18 protein-coding genes are annotated in these 15,770 nt (G+C 65.7%); 2 read left to right on the forward strand and 16 right to left on the reverse strand.

From position 1 onward, the window contains the following. Positions 1 to 76 precede the first annotated feature (76 nt). The 16 genes from ACZ5BH_RS01095 to ACZ5BH_RS01170 all read right to left on the reverse strand — a co-directional run bounded on the left by ACZ5BH_RS01095 (position 77) and on the right by ACZ5BH_RS01170 (position 14,379). Entirely contained in the window at positions 77 to 532 is a 456-nt protein-coding gene (locus ACZ5BH_RS01095) for a hypothetical protein (RefSeq protein ID WP_464890083.1), read from the reverse strand. 78 nt (positions 533 to 610) lie between these two features. After that, positions 611 to 1,027, reverse strand: a complete 417-nt coding sequence (locus tag ACZ5BH_RS01100; RefSeq protein WP_464890084.1) for a hypothetical protein — start codon at positions 1,025 to 1,027, stop codon at positions 611 to 613. A 17-nt stretch (positions 1,028 to 1,044) separates the two neighbouring features. Beyond that, positions 1,045 to 4,164: an efflux RND transporter permease subunit gene (locus ACZ5BH_RS01105; RefSeq protein WP_464890085.1), complete on the reverse strand. Its 3,120-nt coding sequence runs from the start codon at positions 4,162 to 4,164 to the stop codon at positions 1,045 to 1,047. Next, positions 4,161 to 5,255, reverse strand: coding sequence for an efflux RND transporter periplasmic adaptor subunit (locus ACZ5BH_RS01110; RefSeq protein ID WP_464890086.1), 1,095 nt, complete (start codon positions 5,253 to 5,255; stop codon positions 4,161 to 4,163). Before ACZ5BH_RS01110 ends, ACZ5BH_RS01105 begins: the two co-directional genes overlap by 4 nt. Positions 5,256 to 5,319: 64 nt before the next feature. Next, on the reverse strand, positions 5,320 to 5,910 hold the full coding sequence (locus ACZ5BH_RS01115; RefSeq protein ID WP_464890087.1) for a TetR/AcrR family transcriptional regulator: 591 nt from the start codon (positions 5,908 to 5,910) through the stop codon (positions 5,320 to 5,322). Positions 5,911 to 6,182: 272 nt separating this feature from the next. Then, positions 6,183 to 6,563 (reverse strand): aspartate 1-decarboxylase, encoded by a 381-nt coding sequence (gene panD, locus ACZ5BH_RS01120; protein WP_464890088.1) that lies wholly within the window; start codon positions 6,561 to 6,563, stop codon positions 6,183 to 6,185. Between the two features lie 76 nt (positions 6,564 to 6,639). Beyond that, a complete protein-coding gene (gene panC / locus ACZ5BH_RS01125) occupies positions 6,640 to 7,491 on the reverse strand; it encodes a pantoate--beta-alanine ligase (protein ID WP_464890089.1) in 852 nt (283 codons plus the stop codon). Positions 7,492 to 7,526: 35 nt separating this feature from the next. Beyond that, positions 7,527 to 7,856 (reverse strand): DUF4156 domain-containing protein, encoded by a 330-nt coding sequence (locus ACZ5BH_RS01130; RefSeq protein ID WP_464890090.1) that lies wholly within the window; start codon positions 7,854 to 7,856, stop codon positions 7,527 to 7,529. A gap of 248 nt (positions 7,857 to 8,104) precedes the next feature. After that, positions 8,105 to 8,878 carry a 3-methyl-2-oxobutanoate hydroxymethyltransferase gene (gene panB / locus ACZ5BH_RS01135; RefSeq protein WP_464891236.1) on the reverse strand — a complete coding sequence of 258 codons (774 nt, stop codon included), beginning with the start codon at positions 8,876 to 8,878 and terminating at the stop codon, positions 8,105 to 8,107. A 41-nt stretch (positions 8,879 to 8,919) separates the two neighbouring features. Continuing rightward, a complete protein-coding gene (locus tag ACZ5BH_RS01140; RefSeq protein WP_464890091.1) occupies positions 8,920 to 9,567 on the reverse strand; it encodes a deoxynucleoside kinase in 648 nt (215 codons plus the stop codon). Further along, positions 9,560 to 10,048: a 2-amino-4-hydroxy-6-hydroxymethyldihydropteridine diphosphokinase gene (folK, locus tag ACZ5BH_RS01145; protein WP_464890092.1), complete on the reverse strand. Its 489-nt coding sequence runs from the start codon at positions 10,046 to 10,048 to the stop codon at positions 9,560 to 9,562. Before folK ends, ACZ5BH_RS01140 begins: the two co-directional genes overlap by 8 nt. 1 nt (position 10,049) lies before the next feature. Beyond that, positions 10,050 to 11,378 (reverse strand): polynucleotide adenylyltransferase PcnB, encoded by a 1,329-nt coding sequence (gene pcnB, locus ACZ5BH_RS01150; RefSeq protein ID WP_464890093.1) that lies wholly within the window; start codon positions 11,376 to 11,378, stop codon positions 10,050 to 10,052. Positions 11,379 to 11,597: 219 nt separating this feature from the next. Then, positions 11,598 to 12,218, reverse strand: coding sequence for a DUF3501 family protein (locus ACZ5BH_RS01155; protein WP_464890094.1), 621 nt, complete (start codon positions 12,216 to 12,218; stop codon positions 11,598 to 11,600). Next, positions 12,211 to 12,516 carry an encapsulin-associated ferritin-like protein gene (locus ACZ5BH_RS01160; protein WP_464890095.1) on the reverse strand — a complete coding sequence of 102 codons (306 nt, stop codon included), beginning with the start codon at positions 12,514 to 12,516 and terminating at the stop codon, positions 12,211 to 12,213. Before ACZ5BH_RS01160 ends, ACZ5BH_RS01155 begins: the two co-directional genes overlap by 8 nt. Positions 12,517 to 12,541: 25 nt before the next feature. Next, positions 12,542 to 13,873 carry a heterodisulfide reductase-related iron-sulfur binding cluster gene (locus tag ACZ5BH_RS01165; RefSeq protein ID WP_464890096.1) on the reverse strand — a complete coding sequence of 444 codons (1,332 nt, stop codon included), beginning with the start codon at positions 13,871 to 13,873 and terminating at the stop codon, positions 12,542 to 12,544. Positions 13,874 to 13,959: 86 nt separating this feature from the next. Continuing rightward, positions 13,960 to 14,379, reverse strand: a complete 420-nt coding sequence (locus ACZ5BH_RS01170) for a rubrerythrin family protein (RefSeq protein ID WP_464890097.1) — start codon at positions 14,377 to 14,379, stop codon at positions 13,960 to 13,962. Between the two features lie 216 nt (positions 14,380 to 14,595). Between ACZ5BH_RS01170 and xseB the strand changes: the two genes are divergently transcribed. Then, positions 14,596 to 14,856, forward strand: a complete 261-nt coding sequence (xseB, locus tag ACZ5BH_RS01175) for an exodeoxyribonuclease VII small subunit (protein WP_464890098.1) — start codon at positions 14,596 to 14,598, stop codon at positions 14,854 to 14,856. Next, complete coding sequence (gene ispA, locus ACZ5BH_RS01180) at positions 14,843 to 15,739, forward strand: (2E,6E)-farnesyl diphosphate synthase (RefSeq protein ID WP_464890099.1); 897 nt, start codon at positions 14,843 to 14,845, stop codon at positions 15,737 to 15,739. The genes xseB and ispA overlap by 14 nt, the downstream gene beginning before the upstream one ends. Positions 15,740 to 15,770 lie beyond the last annotated feature (31 nt).

A 15,770-nucleotide genomic window follows, 5' to 3' on the forward strand; every position in this document is an offset into this window, starting at 1 on the left:
CTGACGCGGCAACGCCAATTTCCCAGGAAAACCTCTCCTCATGCCCCGCAACCCTGCCGGGGGAAAGTCCCTGTCATCAGCGCCGCGTCATTGATGCCGCGTCGATGCGGTAGGCGGCATGGCAGGCCACGCAGTTGCGCATGAGGCCGGCAAGTTGTTCGAGGGTGTGGCCGGGATCGCCCAACTGTTCGGCGTCCAGCGCCAGCTGATCGAACTGGCGGTGGGTGTCGAAGCCCAGGCGCTTGAATTCCAGCGGCAGTTTCTTCATCAGCGAACCGGGCACCGCCCCCTGCGCCGCCGCCCCCACGTGTCGCGCCGCCTTCACCACGGCGTCCATGTCCTCTTCCTGCACGCCCTGCACGATGGCCTGCACGCTGGCCAGAAAGGCGCGCATCTCGGCCAGCACCATGTCCCGCTCGGCGGGCGCCAGCAGCAGGGCCTGCCGCCCATCGGTCGCCGTCACCGTCTCGCCCTGGATCACAAACTTCCAGGCCATCCCCCCGCTGATCACGACCAGGACCAGAACCAACATCCAGCACAGTCTGCACATTTCGAATCTCCTTTGTTGAATACAAAAACCGTCCGCCGTCGACATGAACAGCATGAAGTATCACACCGCTTTATTCATCCGCAACACAGCAACCCCCAGGGTGACAGTCGCCACAAAAATGGCCAGCGCGCCAATTAGCACCAGGTATGGCGGCAACCCAAGATAGACCTCACCCAGAATGCCCACTGGCATCAGCAGGCCGACAAGCGCAAACCAGGAGATCCGGGATGCGATTCCAGGCTCGATAGGCAAACGCAGCAACAGGAAACCGATCACGATATTCAGGAACGCGAAAAGGTTGCCGTGGACATGGGCCATGCGTGCCTCAAAATGGGCGCCGGTATGACTGGATGCAATCCAGGCCTCCTTTCCCGGCGCAAAGTCCCGCAACCAGATGAGCAGGAAACCGTATGCCATGAAAGCGGCCATGACCCACAGACCAATTGCAATATTTCTCTTTCCAACAGGATTGTTCATGGTTCTTTCCTCTTAGGTTAAGATGAAGTTGATGTTTCAATCAGCAGTGATTCGCGGACTGAGGGCTGCCGGGACGACAGCAGCTTGAAGATGACAGGAATGACGATGAGGGTCAGCAACGTTGCGGCCAATACACCGCCTATCACCACGGTCGCCAGTGGCGAGAAACGCTCGGAACCCACCGCCAGTTCGAGGGCCAGGGGGAGCATGCCGGCCACGTCCGAAAGCGCCGTCATCATGATCGGCCGATAGCGCACCGAAACCGCCTCGCGAATGGCGGCATCCACGGCCACGCCCTTGCGGAGCCGCTGCAGGATATAATCGATAAGGATGATGCTGTTGTTGACTACCGTGCCCGTCAGCAGAATGATTCCCAACATGGCCGGCATGGAGAGGGATTTCCCGGCCACCAGCAGGGCGACCGCGACGCCGATGAATTGCAGGGGCACTGCCATCATGATGGTAAAGGGGTGGCGGAAGGAGCGAAACTGGGCGAGCAGGACCAGATAGACCGCGAGAATCCCCAGCGCCAGGGCGCGCACCATGCGTTGACTGGCCTCCTGAAAGTCCCGCTGCTCGCCAGTGATATCCAGGCGATAACCTGCGGGCACCGACAAATCCGCCAGTGCAGAGCGGAGGTCGGCGATGGTCTCCGACAGCGGGCGGCCCTGATGAAAGGCCATGACCTCGAGCACCTGCCGTAAGTCTTCCCGGGTGACGATACGCGGGCCGAGCCCGACTTCCAGGCGCGCCACTTCGCGCAGCGGAAACTGCCGCCCGTCCGGCGAGGCGACCACCACTTCCTCGAGATCGTCGAGATGGCGACGCTGTGGCTCGGCATAGCGCAGCCACACGTCGAGATCCCGGTTGCGTACCTGCCGCCAGGGGGTAACGGCCTGCCCTTCCAGGGCCTGATATACCCCCCGGGCGATGGCTGTGCCATCGAGGCCGAGTTCGGCAATCCGTTCGCGATTGAGCCGGACCCGGGTTTCCGGGGTGTCCAGGGCCCAGTTCTTGTAGGGGCTGCGCACGCCGGGCACCTGCCGCAGCCGCGCCAGCACTTCGCTGCCCAGGCGATCCAGCATCACGACATCGTCACCGCTGATCCGCACGACGATGGAGGCCGCAGTCGTCGCCCGTGCCGTGCCGCCCTTTTCCTTGGCCACCCCGAGCACCACGCCCGGCAAGCCGGCCGCCTGTTGCTCGGCATGGGCCATGACGCGCCACAGACTCGTCTGCCGTTCGGTGCGTGGCACGAGATTGATCGTGAGCAGAGCCTGGTTGACATCGAGGGCGCCACGGCTGCCGAGAAAATGCGCACCCGGCTCGAAACCCAGCTGGCTGCTGACATCGATGACCGCCGGCTCTGCCAGCAACGCCTGCTCCACGTGGGCGACCGAGGCCAGGGTTTCCTCGAGCGGCGTGCCGGGGACGGTATCGAGGCTGAACTGAAAACTGGCCGAATCGAACCGCGGCAACATCTCGCTGCCGATGAACAGCAGGGCGCGCACGCTGACGGCCATGAGCAGGACCGCCACTCCCAGGGTACGCCAGGGATGGCGCAAGGCCCGATCGAGCAGCGCAAGATAAACCGCCCTGAGGCCGTCCATGACGCGAGTGAACGGCCGAACCCAACGGGCGCCGGGGTGGTGCGAAGCGGGAGCCTCCCGCAGCCACAGGGCCGCCAGCAAGGGGATCAACGTCACCGACACCACAAAGGACGAAGACAGGGCAAAAGCCAGCGTCCATGCCAGGGGCGTGAACAGCTTGCCCACGAAACCACCCAGAAACATGAGCGGCACCAGTACCGACAGGGTGGTGACGGTGCCCGCCAGATCGGCCAGGAAGATTTCCTCGGTGCCGTCGATGGCGGCCCGGGCAGGGGATTTGCCCGGCATCTTCAAATGGCGATGCACGTTTTCCAGCACCACGATGCCGTCGTCCACCAACAGACCGATGGACAGAATGATGGCCGACATGGTGATCATGTTCAGATCGATGCCGCTCAGCCACATGAGCGAGAAGGTCATGAGAAAGGCCACGGGAATCGAAACGGCGATGATCGCCGATTGCCGCAAATCGGCAAGAAACAGGAACACCACCACGATGGTCAGCACGATGGCCACGAGAATGGTGCTGGTCATGTTGTCGATGACCAGACGGGTAAACACCGAGTCGTCATCCGCAACGGCGAAACGCACCTTGGGAAACGCGTTCTGCAGTTCGGCGAGCACGCTGCGAACCGCCTCGGCCACTTCCACCGTATTGGCCTCCTGGCGCTTGAGCACCTGAACGGCAATGGCCGGCCGGCCATTGTGCCGGAAAGCGGATCGGGCCTCGCGCACGCCCTCCCGCACATCGGCCACGTCCGCCAGGCGCACCACCTCATCGCCACGGCGCAACACCACCAGCCGGCGTGCATCGTCGGCATCGAGCAGGGGCGCATCGAAGCGTACCACCGTCTCCCGTTCCCCCAGCGAGATGCGACCGCCCGATTCAGACAGGTTCCAGGCATCGAGCAGCGCGGCAAGCCGCGCCATGGTCAGTCCGTACGCGCGCAGCCGATCACGGTGGACGGCGACCTCGAGCTGGCGTTTCCAGGCACCGAAGACATCCACCGTGGCCACGCCGGCTACCCGTTGCAACCGATCGCGAACGGCATTGTCGGCCAGTTCTCGCACCTGTTCGAGGCCCAGGTGCTCGCTGCTCAGGGCCAGGGTGAGGATTGGCTTGTCGGCGGAGGAAAATTGCATCACCTGGGGTTCACGGAGATTGCGCGGCAGACGATCACGGATTCGGCTGATGGCGTTCTGCACGTCCACCGCGGCTTCCTCCACCCGCCGCTGATAATCGAATTCCACCTTGACCACCGAGAGCCCGGTCTGGCTCGTCGAGCCAACCCGCACCACCCCATCGATGCCGGCAAACTCCTCCTCGAGGGGTTTGCTCAGGCGCTTGGCCACGTCCACGGCCGCCACGCCGGGCCAGGCGGTGATCACGGTCACCACTGGCGGATCGGTATCGGGAAACAGGCGCACCGGCAGATCGAAGCGCGCCGTCACGCCCAGCACCACGATGCCAATCAGTGCCGCATACACGGTGTGCCGGTAGGCAATGGCGAAACGCGGCCAGCTCACTTGCCTGCCTCCCGCACGGGCCGGCCATCTTCCAGGCGGGGATCCGGCGTGACGATGAGGCGGTCGCCGGCCGACAGGCCGGACAGAATCCGCACCTCGCCATTCTGATACGCCCCCGTCCGTACCGGCCGCCAGCGTGCCCGGCCCGTTTCGACGATGAAGACGCCAACCCCGTCCCGCCTGCGGTGGACGGCATGCCGCGGGATCACGATGGCCGCCTCATGCACGGCCACCTCCACACTCGCTTCCACAGCCATGCCCGGCAGCAGGCCGGTGAGTTCCTCGGCCACCGGTGCCTCGATGGTGGCATTGCGGGTCCGGGGATCGACCGCCGGATAGACACGGCGGATCCGCGCCTGCCACTGGCGCGACTGCAATGGCTGGCGGAAACGCGCTTTCTGACCCACTTGCAGAAGGGTCAGATCCTGCTGCGGCACCTGGAGCACCACGCGCAGCGGCTGCGGGGCCACCAGTTCGACCAGCCGTCGCCCCGGGGCGGCCAGCTCACCCGTCTCGATGGCCAGCTGCTGGACATGTCCGGAAAAGGGTGCGCGCAGGCGGGCATCATCCAGCCGGGTCCGGGCATTGGCCAGGGCATGGCGGTTTTCCGCCAGGGAGGCCTCCAGGGTTTCGACCATGCGCCGGTTTTCGTCGCGCTGTTTCGTTGCGACGAGCTTCTGTTCCAGCAGTTTCTGATCCCGGGAGAGTTGCCGACGCCAGAACGCCAGGTCGGCCCGGATCCGCCGGCTCACGGCCTCCAGCCGTCCGACTTCCTCGACAAGTTCCCGATCGTCCAGCGTGATCAGCAGCTCTCCGGCCTCGACCCACTCGCCTTCGCGGCGGTGAATGGCCAGCACACTGGCACTGATCCGGGCAGCCAGCCAGGCCCGGCGCTGGCTCATGATGGTGCCCACATAGTTCCGTTCCAGCGTGAAGCGCCGTGGGCCGAGTCGCTGAACCTCGACCACCAGTGGCGGCGCCGGGCTCGCACCGACCGGCTTCAGGCGTTGTGCGATACGCACGCCGGCAACCCCGAGAATCGCCAGAATCAGCAGCATCGTTCCCCACAGGACAAGGCGACGGCGGTTCATTGGTGGCTCCCGGAAATGACGGTGTCTTGCAGCAATTGATTACTCACTTTTTGCTCAAAAAAAATCATTCCCCTCGCAGGGAACGGGCGAGAAACGCCCACAGGGTTTCGGCCTCGTCCTCCAGGGAGAAGCCGAAATCGAAGATCGACCAGCGCATGACGGTGCCCTGGATCAGCGCCGCGACGTGACAGGCTGTGACCTCCGGGTCCAGATCGGAACGAAAGCGGCCTTCGGCCTGGCCGGCGCGCACGAGGCTGGCGATCTGCTCCATGTAGCGGCGCATGATGCGCTGCACCGCCGCCTTGAGCACCGGCGACTCCAGATGCAGGCGATCGGAGAAGAGGATCCGCGGCAGACCCTTGTTGCGTTCGATGAAAGCAAGCTGGGCGTGGATCAGCGCCCGCATACGCTCGTCGGCCGGACCGCTGCCGGTGAAGAAGGCGCCGAGGGCGGCGAACAGTCCGCGGGCCAGCCAGTCGATGGCGGCGGCGAAGATGGCGTCACGGTTGGGGAAATGCCGGAACACGGTGGGCTGGGCGATGCCCACCCGATCGGCGATGGCCTGGGTGGTGACCTTCTTCACCCCCTGCTCGGCCGCCAGTTCAAGGGCGGCCTCGACGATCTCCTGCTGGCGTTGTTCGTGGGGTTTGCCCATGTCTCGTGCTTTTGTGAGTAATTGATTGCTTTCATATTAGCGGATTTCCGGGCAAAAGCAAGATTTCAGGGAAACCCGGCGAGGCGCGAGACAGGGACGAGGGACGAGGGACGAGGGACGAGGGACGAGGGACGAGGGACGAGGATTATCTGGTTGATTTATTTCGGGTTTCAATTCACCCAGCACACCCGGCTCTTGATGTAAACGTCCAGGGCGGCTTCCGTCCAACCTCGTCCCTTGGCCCTCGTCCCTTACCATTCCGGTTCAGGTTGCTACGCGACCTGAACCGGAATGGTGTTGCGGGTATGAGTAATTTCGTTGTTCTCGTCCAGATAGACGAGCTTGGGCTGGTGGGCGGCCAGTTCCTTGGCGTCGAGGCCGACGTAGGCGCAGATGATCACGATGTCGCCGGGGTTGGCCTTGTGGGCGGCGGCGCCGTTGACGGAGATGATGCCGGAGCCGTCCTCGGCGCGGATGGCATAGGTGGTGAAGCGTTCGCCGTTGGTGACGTTGTAGATCTCGATCTGCTCGTATTCGCGGATCCCGGAGACCTCCAGCAGGTGGCCGTCGATGGCGCAGGACCCTTCGTACTCCAGCTCCGAATGGGTCACCCGGGCGCGGTGCAGTTTGGCCTTGAGCATGGTGGTCAGCATGGCGGAACGCTTCCGTCGTGATCAGGAAGTGCCGATTTTATCACGGACCGCGGCGTCGGCCCACCGCGCAAGCCGTTCATTCCGTTACGGTTTCGATCCGCACGTTGTCGATGAGGCGCACGCGGCCGAGCCGTGCCGCCCCCAGTACCACGGCCGGGGCGCCCGGGCGTGGCGGGCCGAGATCCGCCGCGGCACGGATGGCCACGTATTCGGGCCGGAAGCCGGCGGCCTCCAGACGCGCCATCGCTGCGCGCTCCAGCGCGGCCGGCTCGCCGCCCCGGTAGAGCGCTTCGGCCGTCTCGCGCAGCACCCGGTACAGGGCGGGGGCGATCCGCCGCTGGCCGGAATCGAGTCGGCGGTTGCGCGAACTCATGGCCAGGCCGTCGGCCTCGCGCACCGTGGGCCGGGCGAGGATGGTCACGGGAAAATCGAGATCCGCTACCATGCGCCGGACGATCAGCAGTTGCTGGAAATCCTTCTCGCCGAACACGGCCACCTCGGGCTGCACGATGTGGAACAGCTTGGCCACCACCGTGGTCACGCCCCGGAAGTGGCCGGGCCGGTGGGCGCCCTCGAGGATTTCGCCCAGCCCCGGCACCTCGACGAAGGTGATGTCCTGCCGCCCCCGTGGATAGAGCGTCTCCTCCGCCGGGGTGAACACGGCATCGACGCGGCACTCGGCCAGCCTGGCCAGATCGGCTTCCAGGGTCCGCGGATAGGCGGTGAAATCCTCCGCCTCGTCGAACTGCAGGGGATTGACGAAGATGCTGACCACCACCCGATCGGCGGCCTCGCGGGCCGCCTGCACCAGGTCCAGGTGTCCGGCATGCAGATTGCCCATGGTGGGCACGAAGGCGATGCGCAGGCCCGCCTGTTTCCACAGCCGGACCCGGGCCTGCATTTCGGGGATGGTGGTGACGATGTGCATGGCGTCGTTGCGGGGCGCGGCGGCGCGTGCGCAGCCTACTCCGTCCCGCGACAGCGGTAGACCTTGTAGCTCCGTTCGCCATTTTTCACCGGGCCTTCGGGCACGAGGGTGTCGCCGCCGAGTTTCGGGGCATGGTTGCGGGCCAGGCGCGCCAGTTCGGCGGCCACGGTCTGCGGATTGCGCCTGACTCCCGCCACCTCGTCGGCCACCGAGACGATGGTGCGTCCCACGTGGCGGCAGTGCTTCACCTCGCCGGCAGTGGCAACCCGCACCCCTTCGGCGCCGGGCTTCAGGGGCACCCACTCGGCACAGGCCGCGAGGGCCAGGAGGGGGAACAGGAAGAAGATGGTCAGTCGGAAGGGCATGACGGATTTCATGGCGGTGGGTGGTTGTGGGTTTGGCGGTTTTCCTTTCCCCCCTCACCCCGGCCCTCTCCCCCAAAGGGGGAGAGGGTGCGATCGTGTCGGCCCTTCCCCCAGGGGGGAGAGGGTGTTGATCGTGCCGGGTTCGGAATGGGGATGCAGTGAGCGGGATTGTACCGCCGTTTGCTTGGACGGGACATGCAAGGCTCGATTGTCTCAGGCCTCTCCGTGCCCTCCGTGTTTCTTCACCCTCACTCGAAGCTATGCTCGGGGCCGGGGAAACGGCCTTCGCGCACGGCGAGGACGTAGGCATGAATGGCGTCGGCGATGCCCCTGCCGGGGGGCTGTTCGCTGAGGAAGTCGTGGCTGAAGCGGGGGCGGCGGCCGGGGGTGAGGCCGAGAAGATCGTAACTCACCAGCACCTGGCCGTCACAGTCGGGGCCGGCGCCGATGCCGATGGTGGGGATGGTCAGGGCTTCGCTGATCCGCCGGCCGAGGGCGGCGGGTATGCATTCGAGGACGATCATCTCCACCCCGGCGGCCTCCAGGGCGCGGGCGTCGGCGAGGATCCGTTCGGCATCCTCCGGCGAGCGGCCCTGGACCCGGTAGCCGCCCAGCTCCTCCACCGACTGGGGAAGCAGGCCCAGATGGCCGCAGACGCGGATCCCGGCGTCGCGCAGGGCTTCGAGCCGGGGCAGGATGGCGCTGCCGCCCTCGAGCTTGACCATGTCCGCCCCGCCCTCCTCCAGCAGCCGGCGGGCGTTGGCCACGGCCTGCTCGGGCGTCTCGTAGCTGCGGTAGGGCATGTCCACCGCCAGCAGGGCGCGGCGGCGGGGGCGGGCCACGCAGGCGCAGTGGTAGATCATGTGCTCGACGGTCACGGGCAGGGTCGAGTCGTGCCCCTGGATCACCATGCCCAGGGAGTCGCCCACCAGCAGCACGTCCACGCCGGCGTTCTCGCAGTGCACCGTGAGGCTGGCGTCGTAACTGGTGAGCATGACCAGCTTGCGGCCTTCCGCCTTCATGGCGCGCAAGGCCGCGGCATCGGGCAGGGACTCGGGCGCGTTCACAGTTCCAGCCTCCCGGGGTTGAAGTAGTGGCGGCCGCTGCGGATCGCGCGGATCCGTTCCAGCAGAAGCGCATAATCGTCCGGATCGTGGGCGAAGTCGAGTTCCGCGGCGTTGACGATCAGCAGCGGCGAGGCGTCGTAATGGTGGAAGAACTCGGTGTAGCGCTCGCTCAGGCGTTCCAGGTAGTCGGCGCGCATGGGGCGTTCGTAGCCGCGGCCGCGGCTGGCGATGCGTTGCAGCAGCACCGGCACCGGGGCCTGCAGGTAGATCACCAGATCCGGCTGCGGGGCGTCGAGGGTGAGGTGGGCATAGACCTGCTCGTAGAGCTTGAACTCTTCCTCGTCGAGGGTCAGCTCGGCGAACAGGCGGTCCTTTTCGATCAGGAAGTCGGCCACCCGCACGGGACGGAACATGTCCCCCTGGCGCAGGGCGCGCAACTGCTCGGCGCGCTGGAACAGGAAGAAGAGCTGGGTCTGGAAGGCGGCGCTGCGCGGGTCCTGGTAGAAGCGTTCGAGAAAGGGATTCTCCTCGGCCCCCTCCAGCAGCAGATCGCAGCCGAAACTGTCGGCCAGGCGCCGCGCCAGGGTGGTCTTGCCCACGCCGATGGGCCCTTCCACGACGATGAAACCGGGTTGCTCAGGCATCGATCCGCTCCAGAGTGGCCTCTGCCGGGATCAGATCGCCCAGGCGGCCGTGGCCGGGCACCGGCAGATCGTCTCCGGCGACCTCCCTCAACGGCACCAGCACGAAATCCCGCTCGGGCAGGCCGGGATGCGGCACGGTCAGGCGCGGCGTTTCGATACGGGCCTCGCCGTACAGCAGCAGATCCAGATCCAGGGTGCGCGGCCCCCAGCGCTCGGCGCGCACCCGACCCTGCGCCGCTTCGATGGCCTGCAGGGCGTCGAGCAGGGCCAGCGGGGCCAGGCGGGTTTCGAGCAGGGCGGCGGCGTTGACGTAGTCGGGTTGATCGGGCGGGCCCATGGGCGGCGTGCGATACAGGGAAGAGGTGGCGAGCAGGCGGCTTTCGGGCAGATTGGCCAGCGCCGCGAAGGCCCGCCGAACCTGGGCCATCGGGTCGTCGAGATTGCTGCCCAGCCCGACGCTGGCCACTACCGGCGCGCGCATCTCAGCCGTGATCGGCCGCCGCCGCGCGGGGCTTGCGCCGCCGCTTGCGCCGGCGCTTGCGGCCCTCGCCGCCGCCGAGGGCCTTGACCATGGCCTGGCGCTCGGCCTCGTCGGCCTCCTGGAAGAGGGTCCACCAGTTGCACAGCTCGTGCATGGGCTCGCCCACCTGGCAGCGCAGCAGCAGGAAATCGTAGGCGGCGCGGAAGCGCGGCTGTTCCAGCAGCCGCCAGGCCCGCTTGCCCTGGCGCTTGGGCAGGCGCGCCTGGGTGGTCCAGATCTCACGCATGGGGAAGCTGAAACGCTTGGGAATGGTCACCTGCTCGAGCTGGGCGGCGAGGATCTCGTTGCCGGCTTCCTGCAGGGCCTGCAGCTCGGTCATGCCCTCGGCCAGCAGGTATTTCACCTCGTCGTGCACCGGCCCCCACAGCAGGGCCGCGAAGAGGAAAGCGGGATTGACGCCCTTGCCCGCATGGATTCGCTCGTCGGTGTTGTGCAGGGCCTGGCGGATGAAGGCGTCGGTGTAGTCGTCGCCCTCCTTGATGAGTTCGTCGGTCTGGGCGAAGAGGTAGCCGAACAGGTCCAGATCCTGCAGCACTTCGTAGGAATGCAGGGCGTGGCCGGTGTGGAACAGCTTGAGCACCTCGTCGAACAGCCGCGCCGGCGGTACGTTGTCGAGCCGCTCGCCCAGTTCCAGGATCAGCTCGCGCAGGCCCGGCGCCAGGGAGAAACCCAGCTTGGCGGCGAAGCGGGCCGCGCGCAGCATGCGCACCGGATCCTCGAGGATCCGGGTGCGGGCGTCGCCGATGAAGCGCAGCACCCCGGCCTCCAGATCGGCCAGCCCGCCGGTGTAATCCACCACGGAGAAATCGGCGATGTTGTAGTACAGGGCGTTGACCGTGAAGTCCCGGCGGAAGGCGTCTTCTTCCAGGGTGCCATAGACGTTGTCGCGCAGGATCTGGCCGTCTTCGGTCACCCCCTCCCCTGCGCCTCCGGCCGTGTGGGGGGCGCGGAAGGTGGCCACCTCGATGATCTCGCGGCCGAAATGGACGTGGGCGAGACGGAAACGCCGGCCGATGAGCCGGCAGTTGCGAAAGATCCGCCGCACCTCCTCGGGCGTGGCGTCGGTGGCCACGTCGAAATCCTTGGGCTTGCGCCCCAGCAGCAGATCCCGCACCCCGCCGCCCACCAGATAGGCCTGGTACCCCTCCTTGTGCAGGCGATAGAGCACCTTCAGCGCCGACTCGCTGATGTCGGCACGGGAGATGCAGTGTTCCTCACGAGGAACGATGACGGGCGTGCGATCGATGGCCGTGGTTCCGTTCAGGGGCATGGTGAAGGAGGTATCTTACCACTTTCGGCGCGGCGGCTTCGAGCGGCTGCGGTGGAAGGAACACGGAGGGCACGGAGACACGGAGAGCACGGAGTTTCTTGATGCAGGGTTAAGGGTTTCTGTAACAACGGCAAGAACAAATCACCGGCAATCAGAACTCTCCGTGTTCTCCGTGTCTCCGTGTCCTCCGTGTTCTTTGCAGCCCCCCTAACAAAGGCTTCAGTCGAAGTCGGCCACCAGCGCATCGCGGACGTTTTTCGGCAGGGGGTCGACCGTGGCCTGGTAGTTTTCGTGTTCCACGCCCACGGCGAGATCGGCGCCGGCCTTGGCGGCTTCGATCATCTCGGGGGTGAATTCGAAGCGCAGGAAATGGACCGAGGAGGTCTTTTCCTCGGTGCTGCGTTCCAGATCCTCGTTGGCCACGGGATAGACCTTGTCGAAGCCGGCGACGCGGATCCAGACCTTCTCCTCGATGCCGATGAGCTTCGCCAGGGCCTGCTTGCGCTCCTCCACGTCTTCGTACTCGATCATGAAGGTGGCCTTGAGGTTGCGGCCCTCGGGAATCAGCGGGTTGTAGGCAGCCAGCTCCTCGCGGATGCCTTCCTGCTCGAAGATCCGCTCGATGCGCAGCATCTCCTGGATCTGGTACTGCATGGTGAGCCGGTCCTCGAAATAGAGGGTGGCGTGCTCGCCCAGGTGCACCTTGCGATTGGCCTTGTGGGCCATGACCCGCTGGCGGAAGGCGGCACGCTGCCGGTCGTACTCCTCCAGGCTCAGCAGATCCTCGGGCCTGAGGGCGTGCTTGTGGCTGGCGCGTTCGGCAGTGGCGGCGTCAGTCATGGTGATGACTCTCCAGATCGGCAATGGGTTTGTCGGTGAACAGGTAATCCTTCAGCTCCTTGTCGAAGGCGCCGTCCTGGCGGCGGATCCATTCGAGCAGCATGGCGGCGTGTTCCTTCTCTTCGTCGCGGTTGTGCTCGAGGATGGCCTTGAGTTCGGGGTCGCTGCACACGTCGGCGCGCTGGTTGTACCAGTCCACCGCCTCCAGTTCCTCCATCAGGGACACGATGGCCCGGTGCATGTCGAGGACTTCCTGGCGAAGCTTGCCGGCGTCTTCACTGTGTCCGGTTGCGGCCATGTTTCTTCTCCTTCGGTTGAATGGGTCAAATGCCGTAGGCCTTGCGCAGCAGGGTCAACGGATGTTCGGGGCGGCGGCCGTCCTTCAGACCGTTTTCGATCTGGTGACCGGCCATGGGGCAGTCGCTGCTGTAGTGATCGGGTTCGATCTGTTTGACCTTGTTGACCACGGGGCGGCCGATCTTCATGGAAACGGCGTGAAACTCCTTCTTCACCGCGTAGGTGCCATCGTGGCCGGAACAGCGCTCGATGGGCACGATCTCGGTATCGGGCACCAGTTGCAGCACGTCGCGGGTCTTCATGCCGATGTTCTGGACCCGCTGGTGGCAGGCCACGTGGTAGGCCACCTTGCCCAGCGACAGCTTGAAATCGGTCTTCAGCCAGCCTTCCTTGTGGCGCAGCATGAGGTATTCGAAGGGATCGTAGATGGCCGCCTTCACCTTCTGTACGTCCGGATCGGCCGGGAACATCAGGGGCAGTTCCTGCTTGTACATGAGCACGCAGGAGGGCACGGGGGCGACGATGTCGAAGCCTTCGTCCACCAGTTTCGCCAGGACGGGGACGTTGGCGTTCTTGGCCTCCTCCACGGCGTCGAGATCGCCCAGTTCCAGCTTGGGCATGCCGCAACAACGCTCCTTCGGCACCAGGGTCACGGGAATGTCGTTGTGCTCGAACACCGCCACCAGATCCTCGCCGATGTCCGGCTCGTTGCGGTTGCCGTAACAGGTGGCGTAGAGGGCCACCTTGCCGGTGGTCTTCTCGCCGGGGCGCGGCACGATGGCCGGCGCATGGGTGCGCAGGCGGTCACGCAGGGAGACCGCATGGTATTCGGGCAGAATCGCCTCCGCGGAGACCTCGAGGGTCTTTTCCAGCAGCTTGCGCATGCCGGGGTTGCGGTTGGCCGCGTTGATGGCCGGCGCCACCACCGGGATGCCGGCCAGCCTGCCCACCGTGTCGGTGGCGGTCAGCAGCCGGTCGCGGAAACGCGCGCCCTGCTCCTTGAACTGCACGGCCTTGGCGCGCAGCATCAGGTGGGGAAAGTCCACGTTCCATTCGTGGGGCGGCACGTAAGGACATTTGGTCATGTAGCACAGGTCGCACAGGTAGCAGTGCTCGACCACCTTCCAGTAGTCTTCCTTGGCCACGCCGTCCACTTCCATGGTGTCCGACTCGTCCACCAGGTCGAAGAGGGTGGGAAAGGCGTTGCACAGGCTCACGCAGCGCCGGCAGCCGTGGCAGATGTCGTAGACCCGCTCCATTTCCTTGAGCAGATCCTCACGGTCATAGAAGGTCGGGTTCTTCCAGTCCAGCGGATGCCGGGTGGGTGCTTCGAGACTGCCTTCGCGGGGTGCTGCCATGTTCAGATATCCTTAGCGTTGTTCCTGGGGAATCAAGGACGGTGCGGAGAGAACCGGCGAAGCGGCTCCCTCCGCGCCTTGCCGGATCAGGCGTCCAGGGTGTCCAGGGCCTTCTGGAAGCGGTTGGCGTGGGACCGCTCGGCCTTGGCCAGGGTTTCGAACCAGTCGGCGATTTCGTCGAAACCTTCCTCGCGGGCGGTCTTGGCCATGCCCGGATACATGTCGGTGTATTCGTGGGTCTCGCCGGCGATGGCGGCCTTCAGATTGTCGGCAGTGGAGCCGATGGGCAGGCCGGTGGCCGGATCACCCACTTCTTCCAGGTATTCCAGATGGCCGTGGGCGTGGCCGGTCTCGCCTTCCGCGGTGGAGCGGAACACGGCGGCAACGTCGTTGTAGCCTTCCACGTCGGCCTTGGCCGCGAAGTACAGGTAACGGCGGTTGGCCTGGGATTCACCGGCGAAGGCGTCCTTGAGGTTCTGTTCGGTCTTGGATCCTTTCAGAGACATGGTAGTTACCCCCATTGTTCATGGTTATGATGGATGGATTGCCTGCCGGAGCAGGCGGTCAAGATTTAGAATGAATCTAAAATCTGGGAAAACTATAGTGCACACCCTGTATGGTGTCAACGTCAGCGCTTCACAAGGGTGGGGGGTTTGCGATCGGCCGGCGCCTGCGCTACCGTTGCAGCCTTTTCCCATACCCGCCGCCGGAATGCCCTGATCGTGGTCAAGAAAACCGCCCGCAAAACCGCCGCCAAGACCGCAGCCGTCGATTTCGAAACCGCCCTGAAGGAGCTGGAAACCCTCGTCGAGCGCATGGAAGCCGGAGATCAGCCCCTGGAAACCGCGCTCAAGGATTTCGAACGGGGCGTGGAGCTGTTCCGGATCTGCCAGGGTGCCCTGAAGGATGCCGAGCAGAAGGTGCAGATCCTGCTCGAGAAGAGCGGCCAGACGGCACTTTCGGACTTCGATGCCGATGCATGAGGCCAGCCTCGCCGAAAAGTGGCGGGAACGGGCCGATCGCGCCCTGGCAAAGTGGCTGCCCGCCGAGAGCCTCAATCCCGCCCGCCTCCACGCCGCCATGCGCTATGCCGCCCTCGATGGCGGCAAGCGGATCCGTCCCCTGCTGGTCTACGCCGCCGGCCGGGCCTGCGGCGTGGAAACCGAGCGGCTCGACGCGCCCGCCGTGGCCGTGGAGCTGATCCATGCCTACTCCCTGGTGCACGACGACCTGCCGGCCATGGACGACGACGATCTGCGCCGCGGCAAGCCCACGGTACACCGCGCCTTCGACGAGGCCACCGCCATCCTGGCCGGCGACGCCCTGCAGTCGCTGGCCTTCCACGTCCTGGCGCGGGGCCTGGATCCGGCCATTCCGGAACGCCTGCGCCTGGCCATGCTCGACGAGCTGGCGGTGGCCAGCGGCTCCCGGGGCATGGCCGGCGGCCAGGCCATGGATCTGGCCGCCACCGGTCGGACGCCGGACATCGCCGAGCTGGAGGATCTGCACATCCACAAGACCGGTGCCCTGATCCGGGCCAGCGTGCGCCTGGGCGCCCTCTGCAGCCCGGCCAGCGACGCGCCCACCCTGCAGCGGCTCGATCACTTCGCCAAGTGCATCGGCCTGGCCTTCCAGATCCGCGACGACATCCTCGACGTGGAAGGCGATGCCGAATCGCTGGGCAAGCAGCCGGGGGTGGACCAGGCCCTGGGCAAGGCCACCTACCCTGCCCTGCTCGGTCTCGAGGAAGCCCGCCGCGCGGCCGAGACCCTCTACCGCGACGCCCTGGCCAGCCTCGAGCCACTGGGCGAGGCGGCCGACATGCTGCGCTGGCTGGGCCGCTACATCGTGGAGCGCCGCGGTTGACCCGGAGGGGATGCGGAAAACGCCTTTGCCG

It is taken from the genome of Thioprofundum lithotrophicum (assembly GCF_055387065.1).

Coding starts and splice junctions, on each gene's coding strand:
- ACZ5BH_RS01095 (WP_464890083.1), bottom strand. CDS start 532: ATGTTGGTTCTGGTCCTGGTCGTGATCAGCGGGGGGATGGCCTGGAAG.
- ACZ5BH_RS01100 (WP_464890084.1), bottom strand. CDS start 1,027: ATGAACAATCCTGTTGGAAAGAGAAATATTGCAATTGGTCTGTGGGTC.
- ACZ5BH_RS01110 (WP_464890086.1), bottom strand. CDS start 5,255: ATGAACCGCCGTCGCCTTGTCCTGTGGGGAACGATGCTGCTGATTCTG.
- ACZ5BH_RS01115 (WP_464890087.1), bottom strand. CDS start 5,910: ATGGGCAAACCCCACGAACAACGCCAGCAGGAGATCGTCGAGGCCGCC.
- panD (WP_464890088.1), bottom strand. CDS start 6,563: ATGCTGACCACCATGCTCAAGGCCAAACTGCACCGCGCCCGGGTGACC.
- panC (WP_464890089.1), bottom strand. CDS start 7,491: ATGCACATCGTCACCACCATCCCCGAAATGCAGGCCCGGGTCCGGCTG.
- ACZ5BH_RS01130 (WP_464890090.1), bottom strand. CDS start 7,856: ATGCCCTTCCGACTGACCATCTTCTTCCTGTTCCCCCTCCTGGCCCTC.
- panB (WP_464891236.1), bottom strand. CDS start 8,878: ATGAAGGCGGAAGGCCGCAAGCTGGTCATGCTCACCAGTTACGACGCC.
- ACZ5BH_RS01140 (WP_464890091.1), bottom strand. CDS start 9,567: ATGCCTGAGCAACCCGGTTTCATCGTCGTGGAAGGGCCCATCGGCGTG.
- folK (WP_464890092.1), bottom strand. CDS start 10,048: ATGCGCGCGCCGGTAGTGGCCAGCGTCGGGCTGGGCAGCAATCTCGAC.
- pcnB (WP_464890093.1), bottom strand. CDS start 11,378: ATGCCCCTGAACGGAACCACGGCCATCGATCGCACGCCCGTCATCGTT.
- ACZ5BH_RS01155 (WP_464890094.1), bottom strand. CDS start 12,218: ATGACTGACGCCGCCACTGCCGAACGCGCCAGCCACAAGCACGCCCTC.
- ACZ5BH_RS01160 (WP_464890095.1), bottom strand. CDS start 12,516: ATGGCCGCAACCGGACACAGTGAAGACGCCGGCAAGCTTCGCCAGGAA.
- ACZ5BH_RS01165 (WP_464890096.1), bottom strand. CDS start 13,873: ATGGCAGCACCCCGCGAAGGCAGTCTCGAAGCACCCACCCGGCATCCG.
- ACZ5BH_RS01170 (WP_464890097.1), bottom strand. CDS start 14,379: ATGTCTCTGAAAGGATCCAAGACCGAACAGAACCTCAAGGACGCCTTC.
- ispA (WP_464890099.1), top strand. CDS start 14,843: ATGCCGATGCATGAGGCCAGCCTCGCCGAAAAGTGGCGGGAACGGGCC.